Source organism: Bacillus sp. JZ39, from assembly GCF_053903145.1.
Genome location: NZ_CP096389.1, coordinates 3,189,549 through 3,203,563, shown reverse-complemented (window position 1 = coordinate 3,203,563; position 14,015 = coordinate 3,189,549). Strand labels below are relative to the sequence as shown.

Genomic DNA, 14,015 nt, shown 5'->3' with positions numbered 1-14,015 from the left:
TCTAAAAGATAGATGAAAAAGAGAATCATTATCATCTGTGATTATACCACTGCAAGTGCCGGTTGACACGATATTTTTGCAAATGCATTTTCATTTTTGTTCAAAACACTCTATTAAATCAGCTGAAAAAAGTGATATACTGAAACAGCAATTGATAATCATTATCAGTAACAGAAAGGAAGTACGGCAGTTGAGTCAACATAAAAATATACAGACTGCATCAGAAGAAATCCAATGGACGTCAAGGACATATGGCGCGGTCATCGTCCTTATTGCAGGTCTATGCCTGCTTTGCCTTGGCGCATTTTTATCCATATCCCTCGGTGCAGCGGATATTCATTTGCGCACTGTATGGGACGCCATTTTTCATTATCAGCCGACAAAGACATCTCATCAAATTATACATGATCTTCGGCTGCCGAGAACGGCGGCTGCCGCGCTTGTAGGCGCATTGTTGGCAGTGTCGGGAGCAATCATGCAGGGGATGACGAGAAACCCATTGGCAGAGCCTTCGATTATGGGTGTGACATCAGGCTCTGCGTTTGCGGTTTCGATTGCGTTTGCCTTTTTTCCCGGGCTTTCTGCAATGGGGCTTGTGCTATGGTCCTTTGCGGGAGCGGGGCTGGGGGCATCGACGGTAATGGGCATCGGCATGTTTTCAAGGGGCGGACTTACGCCTGTAAAGCTTGCTCTGGCGGGTACGGCAGTTACTTATTTCTTTACCGGCATTTCAACTGCCATTGCAATCCGCTTTGATGTCGCTCAGGATATCAGCTTTTGGTACGCAGGCGGGGTAGCGGGTGTGAAATGGCCGGGGGTCCAGCTTTTGCTTATTGCAGGGACTGTCGGTTTAACGCTCGCGTTTTTCATCGCCCGGTCTGTTACAGTGTTAAGTCTCGGTGACGATCTGGCAAAAGGGCTTGGACAATATACATCAGCGGTGAAACTGGTTGGCATGCTTATTGTAGTAATTCTGACCGGAGCTGCGGTTTCCATTGCCGGCACCATTGCATTTATCGGGCTGATCATTCCGCATATTACCCGTTTTTTGGTCGGTGTGGATTATCGGTGGATCATTCCTTGCTCGGCGGTGCTCGGTGCTGTTTTGCTTGTTTTTGCTGACATAGCGGCCAGACTCGTAAATGCGCCCTTTGAAACGCCTGTCGGCGCGCTGACTTCTCTTATCGGCGTTCCCTTTTTCTTTTATTTGGCACGTCGTGAAAGGAAAGGGCTGTAATGAAAACAAAAACAAACAAACCGCTCGTTGTAATGGCTGTGACCTTTTTGCTTATCGTGGTGGTCTTTTTTATCAGTCTCAATTTGGGCGTTATCAAAATTGCACCGCTTAAAACGCTTCAGGTCTTTTTCGGCCAAGGAACGGCGCGTGATGAACTTGTCTTATTTGAGTTCAGGCTGCCCAGGATCATCCTTTCTTTGCTTGTTGGAGCAGGGATCTCCGTAGCTGGAGCCATTTTGCAAAGCGTGTCTCAAAATGAACTTGCCGAGCCTGGTATTCTCGGAATTAACGCCGGCGGTTCACTTGCTGTAGTGCTTTTTATATACTTTTTTCAAGGGTCAGCTTCAGATCTCAGCTTTTTCGGAACATTTATGCTGCCGTTCAGTGCTTTGGCAGGAGCAATCCTCGCTGCGTTTCTCATTTATATTCTGGCATGGAAAAAAGGCGTGACACCGATTCGGCTGATTTTAGTCGGCATAGGGGTGAATGCCGGATTCAACGCCCTGTTGCTGATTTTTCAGCTCAAGATGGACCCTCATGATTTTATGCAAGCCGCGGTTTGGATATCCGGCTCAATATGGGGGGCGAACTGGAATATGATCTGGGCGATTCTCCCTTGGATTGTGATCTTGCTTCTGTTTACTTTATATAAGGCACGCTATTTGAACATTATGCAGCTCGGAGACCAATTGGCGACCGGACTGGGCACCGCTGTTGAAAAGGAAAGACGGATTCTTCTTCTGGCAGCGGTCACTCTTGCCGCTTCATGCGTGGCAGTTGCGGGGGGCATTGCGTTTCTCGGATTGATCGCGCCGCATGTGGCTAGAAGGCTGACCGGTCCACGTCACCAGACGCTGATACCGGTCTCCGCCTTCATCGGCTCATTCCTGTTTTTGCTTGCTGATACGCTGGCGAGAAATGTATTGGCACCATCAGAAATTCCGGTCGGACTTGTCATTTCCGTGCTAGGTGCGCCTTACTTTATTTATTTATTGATGAAAGCGAATTAGAGGAGGGGGCCGAATATGAATTCATTATCAACGGAACAGCTTGGAATCGGTTATGGCGACAGGGTGATTGTAGAGGATTTAAATATATCGATTCCTAAAGGGAAAATTACCACCTTAATTGGCCCGAACGGCTGCGGGAAATCAACGATTTTAAAAACAATGTCCAGAATTATGCGTTCACATGCAGGTGCCGTCTATTTAAACGGCAAAGCGATTCATAAAATGTCTACAAAGGACATTGCGAAAGATATGGCGATTCTTCCACAGACACCTGAAGCGCCGAGCGGCCTAACAGTGCACGAATTGGTGTCGTACGGCAGGTTTCCGCATCAATCAGGATTCGGCAGATTAAATGACGAAGACCGCCGGATTATAAAATGGGCGCTTGAAGAAACAGGCATGGCTGAATATGCTGAACGGCCGATTGAGGCATTGTCAGGCGGACAGCGTCAACGCGTGTGGATTGCCATGGCGCTTGCGCAAGGTACGGAACTGCTTCTGCTGGATGAACCTACAACGTATCTTGATCTTGCACATCAGCTTGAAATTCTGCAGCTGCTTGACAGACTCAACAAAGAGCAAGGGCGGACGATTTTAATGGTCATTCATGATCTTAACCATGCAGCTCGTTTTTCTCATTATATGATCGCGCTCAAAAAAGGCACGGTCATCAAGGAAGGAACTGCACTGGAGGTCATGACACCGGACATTTTGAAGCAGGTATTTCAGATTGATGCCGAAATCGTGACTGATCCCCGTACAAATAAACCTGTATGCTTGACCTATGACTTGATTAAAAATGAAAAAGAGCTAGTTACTGTATGAAAAAATCCCGGTTTGAAGCCGGGATTTTTTTTATTCGGCTTTGAAAATACAATTTTTCTATTTGATGCCGTCATTTCAATAAAAGGATTGCAAGTCTTTTTGAATTAATAGATAATATTGGTTAGAATGTTTCGAAAATATTACATAGTTTACAGAAAGAGGAGATCGTTGTGTCCAAGAAGAAAAAATGGCTTATTGGCGGTGCGATATGTGCCGGTGTGCTTGTATTGGCTGGGATCGGCGCTGGCGGTTTTTACTTTTTTACTCACATGAACCAAGTTGCCGTATCATCGGAGCCCTATGCTGAATCGGTCGCGGTATACATGGGAGGAGATTCAGAATCAGGCCAAACGTTTTCTGGAAAGGTTGAACCTGAGAAACAGCAGAAAGTATACATAGATTCAGAAAAAGGCAGCATTAAAAAAACATACGTCAAAGAAGGCGATCAGGTTAAAAAGGGCGATAAGCTTTTTGAGTATGAGGGCGAGGATCATTCTGATGAAGTGGAGCAAGCCAATTTGCAAATTGAAATGACAAATCTGCAAATCAACCGTTTGCAAAAATCAATAACGGAAACGGAAAAGAAGCTGAAAACGGCAGGAAAAGAAGAGAAAACCCAGCTTCAAGATGAACTTAATCAGGACAATTTCGATTTGAAAACAAGCCAGCTTGAACTGAAGCAGCATCAAAAAGAACTGGCTGGCCTGACGAAAAACAAAGGTTCCAATGTCATTACAAGCAAGCATGACGGAATCGTTCAAAGCGTCAATCAGGATATCGCTGACGGTGCAACAGGTGACCAGGCAACAGGCCCGTATATCCAGATTGTTTCGACAGGCAAATATCTGGTCAAAAGCCAAATCAATGAGCTGTTAATGGACACGATCAAAAAAGGCAGCAAAGTCAGGGTCACGCTGAAAACAGGCGGTGAGGGCGAGTGGAAAGGAAAGGTCACCTCGATCGGCAAGCTTCCAGCGGGAGCAGGCGAGGGTGAAGAATCAGAAAGCTTTGCTGATGAAGAAATGAACCCCCAGTCCTCTAACTATCCTTTCACCATTTTATTAGACAGCCATAAAGGTCTTGAAGTCGGCTATCATGTCAACATCGAAGTGATGAGTGATAATGCTGATGCGGATACGATCAAGCTGCCGTCCGACATGGTCATTCAGGATGACGGCGAACCGTATGTGTGGAAAGCTGATGAGAATCACAAAGCGGTTAAGCAGCCTGTTGAAATCGGAGAGACTGATGAAAATGACATGGTGAAAATTAAGAGCGGCCTGACGCCGGAAGATTATGTGATCTATCCTGATCCCGCGGTCAAGGAAGGAAAGCAGGTTACAGTCAATGCTGACACTGAATAATATTTCGAAGTCGTACAAGCTGGGAAAAGAAGAAGTTCCAATCTTGAAACATATCAATCTGACTGTTCAGGCGGGGGAGTTTTTAGCTATTATGGGGCCTTCGGGTTCTGGAAAGTCAACGTTAATGAATATTATCGGCTGTTTGGACAGGCCAACCTCAGGAACCTATACGCTTGACCAGATCGATATATTGAAAGGGAAAGACGGGGCTTTAGCCGAAATTCGCAATGAATCAATCGGGTTTGTGTTTCAAACTTTCCATTTGCTGCCGCGTCTCACCGCGCTGCAAAATGTCGAACTGCCGATGATCTACAATAAAGTGAAGAAAAAAGAGAGAAGGCAACGGGCATATGAAGCGCTGGAAAAGGTCGGATTAAAAGACAGGGTCTCCTACAAACCGCCTAAGCTGTCCGGCGGCCAAAAGCAGCGGGTGGCGATAGCGAGGGCCCTTGTCAATCAGCCGCGGTTTATTTTAGCTGATGAACCGACCGGGGCCCTTGATACCAAATCAAGTGAACAAATTTTGTCACTGTTTTCTGAACTGCATCGGGAAGGCAAGACCATTATTATGATAACCCACGACCCGGACGTCGCCAAAAAAGCTGACAGAACCGTTTTTATCAGAGACGGAGAGCTGGTATTAGATGAGAGAGGGGATATCAGCCATGCTTGAACATATTCGAATCTCCTTTCAGTCCATTTTCTCTCATAAATTAAGATCCATTCTGACAATGCTCGGCGTGATTATCGGCATAGCGGCAATCATCGCGATTGTTTCAATGCTGAAGGGCCAAAGTGAGCAATTAAAGCAAAGTATGATCGGCATGGGAAACAACGCCATCAATGTTGTCTACCAGCCGTCTGACGGAGAAGAGGAGAGCGGCGGCCCTCAGGTGTCGTATGCGTCCGCGCCGCCTGTAGCGGAAGAAACAGTAAAGGCGATCAAATCAGACCCGATGGTCAAAGGATTATCCTTATATTACTTGTCAGAAGGCGCGAGCGTTTTTCATTTAACAAACGTTTCGTATCCCCAAGTGTATGGAGTGGACGATGATTACTTCGACATGTTTCCAATCCGAATAACCGAAGGAAGAAAGCTGACGGAAAATGATTTAAACAGCACACACCAAGTGGTGATGATCAATGAAGCTGTCAGAGATGAACTGTTTCCGGACGGAGAAGCTCTGCATAAAAGCATTGAGATGAATGGTGTGCCGTTTAAGGTCGTCGGTGTTTTTAAAGAAAAAAATCAACAGGAAAGCATGTTTGAAGGCGACTACGCGAACCCGGTTTTGTACGTGCCGAAAAAAGTGTGGCCGCTTATTGAAGGGTTTGACGCGCCAACGCAGATTGCCGTGCAGGCTGATTCTTCTGAGCATATCCAAGAAGCGGGTGTAATGGCTGCAGATCTTTTAAATCAGGGACTGTCAGAAGCTGAGCTGGAAAAAGCAGAGTACAGTGTAATGGATCTTCAGGAGATCGCGCAGGAAGTGGAGTCCTTTAATCAGTCATTTGCATTGCTGCTTGGCGGAATCGCCAGTATTTCACTTTTGGTGGGCGGTATCGGCGTCATGAATATTATGCTCGTTTCCGTAACGGAGCGCACGAGGGAAATCGGAATTAAGAAAGCGCTCGGTGCTAAGCGGCGTGTGATTTTATTTCAATTTTTAACCGAGGCTGTTGTGCTGACAAGCATTGGCGGAATACTCGGTGTGCTGGCGGGCTTCGGCATCGCCAAGCTGCTGACGGTCATTTTTCCGATGCCTTTTATCGTCTCCATTCCAGCTGTTGTCGGAGCACTCATCTTTTCAATGGCAGTCGGCATTATCTTCGGCTTGCTTCCGTCTATCAAGGCTTCGAAGCTTCAGCCTGTAGACGCGCTTCGCTATGAATAAAAAGAACGCATCCAATTGGAATGCGTTTTTTTTTTTTTAGCTGGGAAGGGCCGAGTTGCATTTGTCTAAAATCAAAAAAACGGCTGCGACAATCATTTCTTCTGTGGTGGACAGCCAGATGTCGCTGATCAATTGGTCTGTTGTATGAGCAGTCATCCACAAAAACAGCAGCTGTACGATGCCGGCAAGGAGAATGAATAGACGTTTTCCTGTCTTGAAAAATGTAAAGCTATGTATCATCAGCCTTTCAAATGGTTCAAAGCATAATCCTAGAACAAGGAATACCACGGCAAAAAGCAGGACATGAGCTGCTGAGCGGTAGCTCGTTCCCGCTAAAGAAAACAATATATAGATGACAGCAAAATAGGTCAACACCACTGCTGCTGCGGCCAGCAAGTACTTTATGGAGAGCCGCAATAAGCGTTTTGAAGGGTTTTGATGTTTCACTGGTTCAGCTCCTTATGAAGGCTTGCAGAGAACGAGTGCTCTCTGCAAGCCGCAAGTCTCTTATTTACTGCATTTCTTTTTCACTACTGGGTGCTTTTCTTTTGAAAGCACATCAGTAAAGTCTTTGCCCAAGTCAAGGTGCGCTTGAACAAATGTTTCAGGAAGCATGGCAAGCCATTGGTTTAAAGATACATCAGCATAATGGTCGTCTTTGAAGATTTCTAAAAAGACAAGCGGTTCATCCCCGATGTTTTCAACGTAATGACCCATTGCAAATGGTACATACCCGACATCACCGGCTTGGTAATTAAACGTTCTGGCATGGCCGTCAGATGCAAAAACGGTCATTCTAGCTTTACCGGAGATGTAGTATTGCCATTCGTGGGTATTCGGATGCCAGTGCAGTTCTCTCATGGCGCCGGGTTCTACTGTTACGAGCGCTGATGCGATGGTTTTAGACACTTTGAAGTTTGTCGAATCTGCAATGTATACTTTTCCTCCCTCAGATTCGATCGGCTCTTGTTCAAGAAGGCGGTAAGTAAATGGATAAGGCACTTCGCCATTCGGCCCTTCCACAATATCATCTTTTAAACTGCCAGGAAGTTGGTTTTCAAATATATATTTTTCTTTGCCAGGTAAATTGGCAATCTCTTCTTTTGTCACGCCGAAGTTCGCAGCAATAACTTCTTTTGGAGTGTGGGCAAGCCAATCTGTCAGCTGGAACGTGCTGTTTTCAGAGAATGATCCATCGTCAAACACGAGCAGGAACTCAGCTCCCTCATCCAGCGCTTGGATGGAGTGCGGCAGGCCTGACGGGAAGTACCAAAGGTCTCCTTCACCTACATCGTCAATAAAGCTGCTCCCTTTTTCATCTACAATTGTGACTCTTGCACTTCCGTAAATCATATAAGCCCATTCAGCTTCTTTATGCCAGTGAAGCTCGCGAATGGCGCCCGGCTTCAGCCGCATATTTACGGATGCAAGGTTTTCTGAAATCGGCAATTCACGTACTGTCACTTCACGGGCATATCCGCCCTTTTCTAATCGGTTATGAGTATCAGAGAACGAAAACTTCATATTGCTGACGGTGCCATGATCGGTTTCAGGCGGAATGAGCATATCAGGGTTTTGCCGATCTCTTTCAATATTGCGCGGGATTTTTACCGTTGCTCCTTTGTCTCCTCTAATTGGCTGCGGAATGTCATTTTGTTTTTTCATGAAATATTTCCTCCTTACATTTAAATGTGATAGCAGAAAGAGAAGGTGAAAGGCCTTTCGTTTTCCCTTCTGTTTTGTTAAGTGAAAAAAACCAGTGAAAAGTCAACTTCGATTGAAAAATTATTTTTTTGCATGATCTTTCAGTTCTGTCATTAGTTCTATTAGTTGATCAAACTTCTTTTCGAATCGGGTCAGCAGATACATTGCAATCAGCGCGGGAAACCCCAAATTGCCGATTTGTTTTACGACTTCCTCTATAAAAACCTGATCCATAGGAAAATACCTCCCTTCTTTTTCTGCAGTCATGTATGTAAGTGAAGGAAATCCGATAAAACGTAAACTGCTGCAAAGTATTTTGCAAAACACTAGTCGGAAAGTAGTAGTTTACTTTTTTTTGCTTTCCTTCATTTAATTTAGTAGGGAGGCGGTTTGATGGACTATCAAAGTCTTTTACGGTCAAAATGTAAGGAGATAATGAAGCATCCCATCGTGAAGCATTTTTTGAGCAATCCTCAGCATTACCGTTTGTTCAAAAACGTAATGGAAAGCCCTAACGAAAAAGATGCAAAATCATTGGACGAGCTATTTAAGCAGTTTTATAAAGAAATCCGCATCGTCAAGTATATGAATTCAATGATTCGCATCTTTTCTATTGATTTTGATAAGCGGGTTCGCAAAAATCAAAAACGGTATCCGCTGACGGTTGATCATCCGGAGGCAGGAGATCGGCTTCCTTCCGAAACAGGAAGCGATGCATTTGAAGAATTTTTAGACAGACAGGATGATTTGAGCCAGCATGTTCAGGATTATCAGCTCTACCAAGCGATTCAGAATCTGACTGACAAACAAAAAAGTGTGCTGACGAAAGTGTATCTTCACGGTGCCACGATGCAGGAGATTGCAGATTCATTAGGGGAGTCCCGACAAAACATCTCCAACATTCATAAAAAGGGGCTGGAGAATATTAGAAAGCAGCTAGCGGCGCAAAAAAAGGGGGAAAAGTAAGCTGTGAACGGCCAGTTTGAACAAAAAAAGAAACAAAAAGACGAGACTTATGACATTGAGGACCTGATTGCATGCTTTTCACCGATGATCAGAAAAAAACTCAGCAATACGTCCTATCAAGAAAGAGAAGATTTAGAGCAAGAGCTGAAGATCAAAATGTTTGAAAAGGCTGATATGCTTTTATGTCAGGATGTACCGGGGTTTTGGGAGTTTATTTTGTACATGGTAGATGAGAACTCATAATATTTTCATATGAAAAAACATCAAAAGGGAGCGCTTGTTTGCTCCTTTTTTGCTGTTTTGATTTGCCAAGCTCCAATGTATTCAAAAATGTACCATAAATAAACGATATAATGATAAGATGAAAAAAACAGTGACAGAAAGGAACATAAAAGTGGAAAATGCGTCAATTTTAATCGTAGACGATGAGAAAGCGATTGTGGACATGATCAAACGCGTTCTCGAAAAAGAAGGTTATCGAAATATACTGGATGCGGCAAGCGCAGAAGAAGCGATTCCCGTTGTGAAGGCCAATAAGGTTGACTTGATTGTGCTGGATGTCATGATGGGCGGAATGTCCGGTTTTGAAGCCTGCACATTGATCAGAGAGTATTCAGACGCTCCGATTTTTTTCCTGACGGCAAGATCATCCGACGCGGACAAATTATCGGGCTTTGCGGTTGGAGCTGATGACTATATCACAAAACCATTTAATCCGCTGGAATTAGCGGCGCGGATCAGAGCGCATCTCAAGCGTACATATCAATCGAAAGAAACGAGTTCAAATCAAACCTACACATATGATTACTTTACTTTTTCTCCGCAAAATGCCGAGCTGATCGTAGGCGGGGAAGCCGTTGCCTGTTCAGCCCAGCTTCTGCAGCTTTTGCAGTATTTTTGTGAACACCCTAACGTGGTGCTTTCCAAAGATCAAATATATGAAAAAGTATGGGGCTATCCTTCCTACGGTGACAACAACACCGTCATGGTACATATTCGCAAGCTTAGGGAGAAGATTGAGCGCGATCCGAGCAATCCGGAGTATATTGTAACCGTTCGAGGTCTCGGCTATCGTTTTATCCCAAATCCTGAAGGCAAGCGGTCATGAGGTTAAGATGGAAGTTTTTGTTTCACTTTTTCGGCCAGATGCTGATTGTGATCCTGCTGCTTACGGTTATGCTTGTTGCGTCGTTTTTCTATTTAGACGCTCGTTTTAGCGATGCGGAATCCAATTCAGGGCTGACGAAGGCAACGACCGACACACTTGAGGCATATCTCGATGTAAACGAAGACGGGACATGGGAAGTGGATAATTTCCTGAAGAAATCTGTTGATAAACAGCACGGCTGGATGCAAATCATTGATTCGGAAGGAAACACTGATTATTCCTACGGCGTGCCAAAAGACGTGCCGGGCACCTATACCAAGAAAGAGCTTTTGTCTATTTATAAAACCAAAAAGCTTCATAACTATAAACTGAATTATTGGGCCATCAATATTGAAGATAAGTCGTATCTTCTATTGTCCGGCTGGAAATCAAAAAGTGAACAGCTCCTGACTTCCGTTGAAAAGCGCGAACAAAAGATAGACTCGCTAGCGCACTATAAGTCCAGTACCGTCGACTATATTAAACGGAAAAAAGGCGCCATTTACCTGTTAGACAGCAATGGAAAGATTCTCGACAGCATCAACAGCACAAAAAGCGAAAGAAAAACGATGAACCAGCTGGAGCTGCTTAAATACAGCTCTAAGCCTTGGAACTATAAGCGGGAAATTTCCGTTAAGATCCTCAATAAAGACAGATGGATGGTCGCTACGGTGCCAAACCCAGTCTATGTAACCGATCAGGAGTTTAACAAATCATTCCTGAAGGTTGTATTAAAAGCGATGTTTCTCGTGATGGCCGTTTTGTTCATGTATATCATTTGGATGACCGTTTGGTATATGTTCCGATTCGGGCTGCCGATTTTTCACACGATTAGATGGCTGGTCAATCTGTCAAAAGGGAAGCTTGAGGAGCCCAGAAACCGGGAAGGCCGTCCTGTCAGCAAAAATAAAAAGGGAAAAATCAAACAGCCGTACCGCTTCTTCGGTGAGATATTTGAATCAATGGATCAGCTGACTGAAACGCTGAGAAGGGATAAAAGAAACAGAGAAAAAATCCAGGCGACAAGGGAAGAATGGATTGCCGGTTTGTCACATGACTTAAAAACACCGCTCAGCAGCATTTACGGCTACAGCATGATGCTCGAGTCGAAGCAGTATGACTGGTCGCCGGAAGAAGTGAAAGAAATGGGGCAGGTTGTCAGAGAAAAATCTGAATACATGTCCAAGCTGATTGAAGACTTAAATTTAACGTATCGGCTGAAAAATGATGCTCTTCCTATTGAGAGAAATCTCACTAGCCTTATCCCGTTTTTTAAAAATGTCATTGAGGATTTTAAGAAAAATCCGTTTTCTGAAGGCTATGATATCTCGTTTGTATCCAAAGAAGAGCATATTGAATTTGCCCTTGATGAAGCGTGGTTCAGGCGCATATTAGAAAACCTCCTTGGGAATGCCGTGAAACACAACGGCAAAGGAACAGAGATTCAAGTCATTCTGGAGCAAACAAAAAATCATATATCTTTAAAGGTGAAGGACAATGGGAAAGGAATGGATGAAGAAACGATTACCCATTTGTTTAACCGTTACTACAGAGGGACGAACACAAAAGATTCAACTGCCGGAACGGGTCTCGGGCTCGCGATTGCCAAGGAGCTTGTCCATCTCCATAACGGAACGATCCATGTGAACAGCAGAATGAACATTGGAACGGTCATTACCATCCTTTTTAAAAAACAATAAACATCAAGTGGTTTGGACACCTCTTTGCCGGGAATAACAATATATAGACTGAAGCTAAAGAGGTGTAACACATGGATGCAGTATTGGAAGCAGACACTCGGGCAGTGATTGGAGAAGGCCCGTTATGGGATGAAGAAAACGGCCGCTTATATTGGGTTGATATCCTGGGGAGCGAGCTCCATATCTTTGACCCTGAAGAAAAAATCAACCGATCAATCAAATTCAAATCCTTTGTGACGGCGCTTGCGAAATATTCAAAGGATGAACTGATTATGACCATGAAGGACGGGTTTTACCTGTATCATCTTCGGGATGACAGCTTGGAAAAAATTAAACAGCCGAAGGACATGCATGAGAGCCTGAGATTTAATGATGCTAAATGTGACCCGTACGGAAGGCTTTGGGCGGGGACGACGAGCATGGAAGGCGAGCAAAAACAGGCGTCGCTGTACCGTTTGAATCTAGACGGCAGTCTTGTCAAAATCAAGGATCAAGTCTCCACCTCAAACGGTTTGGATTGGGACCGCGAGCGGAATTTGATGTATTACATCGACACGCCGACGCAGGAGATTGTGCGTTACAGCTATGATCCTCAAAGCGGAGATGTTTCGAATCCAGAACCTGTCTATCGTTTTGATCAGTCAGACGGATTACCGGACGGCATGACAATTGACCAAAATGGCATGCTGTGGGTGGCGCTGTTTGGCGGCAGCCGCGTTGTTCACATTGACCCGTTTCAGAAAAAAGAAATCAATTCAATCAGCGTGCCGGCTAAATATGTCACGTGCTGCGCGTTCGGCGGCAGAGACTTAAAAACCCTTTACATTACAACGGCAACAGAACAAATGACAGAAAAAGAGAGATACGAGCAGCCTCACGCTGGAGGGTTGTTTTCAGCACAACTGGAAACAGGCGGATATCAGCCGGTACCATTTGCTGGAGACGTATAAAAAAACGCATCCGAAACACGGATGCGTTTTTTATACTACAGAGAACGGATAATGCCGCCTTCCACACGCTGTGCCGTGCCGTTAATGGCGGATGCGGCGTCAGACGCGAGGAATACGATTGTGTTGGCGACTTCTTCTGCTGTCGCGTATCGCTGAATAAGTGAGGTTGGCTCATTGACCTTGAAATAGTCTTTGATAAATGTAGCTGTATCCTGGCCGGCTGCTTGTGCGGCACCTTCCATATAGGATGCCACGCCCTCTGTCCAAGTAGGTCCCGGGAGCACTGAGTTAACCGTCACATTTGTGCCTTTTGTCATTTCAGCCATTCCTCTTGAAAGGCTGATCAGCGCCGTTTTTGTCATTGAGTATGGAATCATCGTTGGCAGCGGTTTGACGCCTGCTTCACTTGCAATATTTAAAATGCGGCCGCTGTTTTTGGCAAGCATTTTTGGAAGGAAGTGACGGCTTGTCCGAACGGCGCTCATCACGTTCACTTCGAAATATTGATTCCACTCTTCATCTGTCACATCGGCGAAGTCTTTTACCTCGAAGAAACCAAGGTTGTTGACAAGGATATCGATATCACCGATTTCATTTACTTTTTCGATAAAAGCCGCTGCTTCATCTGTTTTTGACAAATCGGCAGCAGCACCGTGCACTGTTCCATAGCCAGAAAGCTCTTCAATGGTGCGATCGACAGTCTCCTGTTTGCGTCCGTTGACAATGACTGCCGCACCCTCTTGCAGAAAGCTTTTTGCGGCGGCTTTCCCGATACCGGACGTCGAGCCGGTGATTAAGACGAGTTTGTCTTTTAGCTGTAAATCCATAAGAATCATTCCTTTTGATTGATGATGGTATTAAGTATACAAGATCAAATTTAGTGTTTACGAGGATTTTGCTCCCATACACAATATGGGGAAAAGTCATTCAGGACACATATACAAGCCTGTCAGTCATATAGTATAATTACTCCGAAAAAAGGATACGAATGTCAAATAGGTGCCGGTCCGTTAACAACAGCCGGCTTAAAAGGGAAACCGGTAAAAGCCGGTGCGGTCCCGCCACTGTAATTGGCCAAGCGCCAAGAGCCAGGATACCTGCCTGTTTGATCAGCACGAATTCTGCGAGGACAGATGATGTGTAAACAATAGGCTTTTTTGTGTTGTTTACAGCATCTTTACCGTCGTAGAGATGCTTTTTTAGTTCGTTTAGGAGGA

Annotated in this window: 15 protein-coding genes and 1 riboswitch; of the genes, 11 read left to right on the top strand and 4 right to left on the bottom strand. The window is 44.9% G+C overall.

Translation table 11 applies throughout. The features are described 5' to 3' along the window. Positions 1 to 190: 190 nt before the first annotated feature. The 6 genes from M1D65_RS16500 (at position 191) to M1D65_RS16475 (ending at position 6,331) form a co-directional block, all read left to right on the top strand. Complete coding sequence (locus M1D65_RS16500; RefSeq protein ID WP_446014664.1) at positions 191 to 1,237, top strand: FecCD family ABC transporter permease; 1,047 nt, start codon at positions 191 to 193, stop codon at positions 1,235 to 1,237. Continuing rightward, on the top strand, positions 1,237 to 2,247 hold the full coding sequence (locus M1D65_RS16495) for a FecCD family ABC transporter permease (RefSeq protein WP_160245530.1): 1,011 nt from the start codon (positions 1,237 to 1,239) through the stop codon (positions 2,245 to 2,247). The genes M1D65_RS16500 and M1D65_RS16495 overlap by 1 nt, the downstream gene beginning before the upstream one ends. A gap of 15 nt (positions 2,248 to 2,262) precedes the next feature. Beyond that, positions 2,263 to 3,072, top strand: a complete 810-nt coding sequence (locus M1D65_RS16490; protein ID WP_003243882.1) for an ABC transporter ATP-binding protein — start codon at positions 2,263 to 2,265, stop codon at positions 3,070 to 3,072. A 170-nt stretch (positions 3,073 to 3,242) separates the two neighbouring features. Further along, positions 3,243 to 4,436, top strand: a complete 1,194-nt coding sequence (locus M1D65_RS16485) for an efflux RND transporter periplasmic adaptor subunit (RefSeq protein WP_456270636.1) — start codon at positions 3,243 to 3,245, stop codon at positions 4,434 to 4,436. Beyond that, positions 4,420 to 5,109, top strand: coding sequence for an ABC transporter ATP-binding protein (locus M1D65_RS16480; RefSeq protein WP_014480848.1), 690 nt, complete (start codon positions 4,420 to 4,422; stop codon positions 5,107 to 5,109). The genes M1D65_RS16485 and M1D65_RS16480 overlap by 17 nt, the downstream gene beginning before the upstream one ends. Then, entirely contained in the window at positions 5,102 to 6,331 is a 1,230-nt protein-coding gene (locus M1D65_RS16475; RefSeq protein WP_087614705.1) for an ABC transporter permease, read from the top strand. The genes M1D65_RS16480 and M1D65_RS16475 overlap by 8 nt, the downstream gene beginning before the upstream one ends. 36 nt (positions 6,332 to 6,367) lie before the next feature. Here M1D65_RS16475 and rsiO read toward each other — a convergent pair whose 3' ends face one another. The 3 genes from rsiO to M1D65_RS16460 all read right to left on the bottom strand — a co-directional run bounded on the left by rsiO (position 6,368) and on the right by M1D65_RS16460 (position 8,269). Next, positions 6,368 to 6,778, bottom strand: a complete 411-nt coding sequence (rsiO, locus tag M1D65_RS16470) for an acid stress-sensitive anti sigma factor RsiO (RefSeq protein WP_003243579.1) — start codon at positions 6,776 to 6,778, stop codon at positions 6,368 to 6,370. Between the two features lie 60 nt (positions 6,779 to 6,838). After that, positions 6,839 to 7,996, bottom strand: a complete 1,158-nt coding sequence (oxdC, locus tag M1D65_RS16465; protein WP_456270635.1) for an oxalate decarboxylase — start codon at positions 7,994 to 7,996, stop codon at positions 6,839 to 6,841. A gap of 120 nt (positions 7,997 to 8,116) precedes the next feature. Continuing rightward, positions 8,117 to 8,269, bottom strand: a complete 153-nt coding sequence (locus M1D65_RS16460; RefSeq protein ID WP_003244090.1) for a YvrJ family protein — start codon at positions 8,267 to 8,269, stop codon at positions 8,117 to 8,119. Positions 8,270 to 8,470: 201 nt separating this feature from the next. Here M1D65_RS16460 and sigO point away from each other — a divergent pair, with 201 nt between their 5' ends. From sigO to M1D65_RS16435, 5 genes are all read left to right on the top strand, one after another. Further along, the gene (sigO, locus tag M1D65_RS16455) at positions 8,471 to 9,001 is read left to right on the top strand and encodes an RNA polymerase sigma factor SigO (protein ID WP_003228469.1); all 531 of its coding nucleotides are present in this window, start codon (positions 8,471 to 8,473) and stop codon (positions 8,999 to 9,001) included. A 3-nt stretch (positions 9,002 to 9,004) separates the two neighbouring features. Next, positions 9,005 to 9,244, top strand: coding sequence for a sigma-O factor regulator RsoA (gene rsoA / locus M1D65_RS16450; protein WP_032726841.1), 240 nt, complete (start codon positions 9,005 to 9,007; stop codon positions 9,242 to 9,244). Positions 9,245 to 9,395: 151 nt separating this feature from the next. Beyond that, positions 9,396 to 10,109: a two-component system response regulator YvrH gene (yvrH, locus tag M1D65_RS16445; RefSeq protein WP_003243545.1), complete on the top strand. Its 714-nt coding sequence runs from the start codon at positions 9,396 to 9,398 to the stop codon at positions 10,107 to 10,109. Then, positions 10,106 to 11,848 (top strand): two-component system sensor histidine kinase YvrG, encoded by a 1,743-nt coding sequence (gene yvrG / locus M1D65_RS16440; protein ID WP_268555055.1) that lies wholly within the window; start codon positions 10,106 to 10,108, stop codon positions 11,846 to 11,848. The genes yvrH and yvrG overlap by 4 nt, the downstream gene beginning before the upstream one ends. Before the next feature lie 71 nt (positions 11,849 to 11,919). After that, positions 11,920 to 12,798 carry an SMP-30/gluconolactonase/LRE family protein gene (locus M1D65_RS16435; RefSeq protein WP_003228493.1) on the top strand — a complete coding sequence of 293 codons (879 nt, stop codon included), beginning with the start codon at positions 11,920 to 11,922 and terminating at the stop codon, positions 12,796 to 12,798. A gap of 35 nt (positions 12,799 to 12,833) precedes the next feature. Here M1D65_RS16435 and M1D65_RS16430 read toward each other — a convergent pair whose 3' ends face one another. Continuing rightward, positions 12,834 to 13,625 (bottom strand): SDR family NAD(P)-dependent oxidoreductase, encoded by a 792-nt coding sequence (locus tag M1D65_RS16430; protein WP_456270634.1) that lies wholly within the window; start codon positions 13,623 to 13,625, stop codon positions 12,834 to 12,836. 153 nt (positions 13,626 to 13,778) lie between these two features. Further along, a riboswitch (cobalamin riboswitch) is annotated at positions 13,779 to 13,917 on the top strand. Positions 13,918 to 14,015 lie beyond the last annotated feature (98 nt).

Coding starts and splice junctions, on each gene's coding strand:
- M1D65_RS16460 (WP_003244090.1), bottom strand. CDS start 8,269: ATGGATCAGGTTTTTATAGAGGAAGTCGTAAAACAAATCGGCAATTTG.
- M1D65_RS16480 (WP_014480848.1), top strand. CDS start 4,420: ATGCTGACACTGAATAATATTTCGAAGTCGTACAAGCTGGGAAAAGAA.
- sigO (WP_003228469.1), top strand. CDS start 8,471: ATGAAGCATCCCATCGTGAAGCATTTTTTGAGCAATCCTCAGCATTAC.
- oxdC (WP_456270635.1), bottom strand. CDS start 7,996: ATGAAAAAACAAAATGACATTCCGCAGCCAATTAGAGGAGACAAAGGA.
- yvrG (WP_268555055.1), top strand. CDS start 10,106: ATGAGGTTAAGATGGAAGTTTTTGTTTCACTTTTTCGGCCAGATGCTG.
- M1D65_RS16430 (WP_456270634.1), bottom strand. CDS start 13,625: ATGGATTTACAGCTAAAAGACAAACTCGTCTTAATCACCGGCTCGACG.
- M1D65_RS16495 (WP_160245530.1), top strand. CDS start 1,237: ATGAAAACAAAAACAAACAAACCGCTCGTTGTAATGGCTGTGACCTTT.
- M1D65_RS16435 (WP_003228493.1), top strand. CDS start 11,920: ATGGATGCAGTATTGGAAGCAGACACTCGGGCAGTGATTGGAGAAGGC.
- M1D65_RS16490 (WP_003243882.1), top strand. CDS start 2,263: ATGAATTCATTATCAACGGAACAGCTTGGAATCGGTTATGGCGACAGG.
- M1D65_RS16475 (WP_087614705.1), top strand. CDS start 5,102: ATGCTTGAACATATTCGAATCTCCTTTCAGTCCATTTTCTCTCATAAA.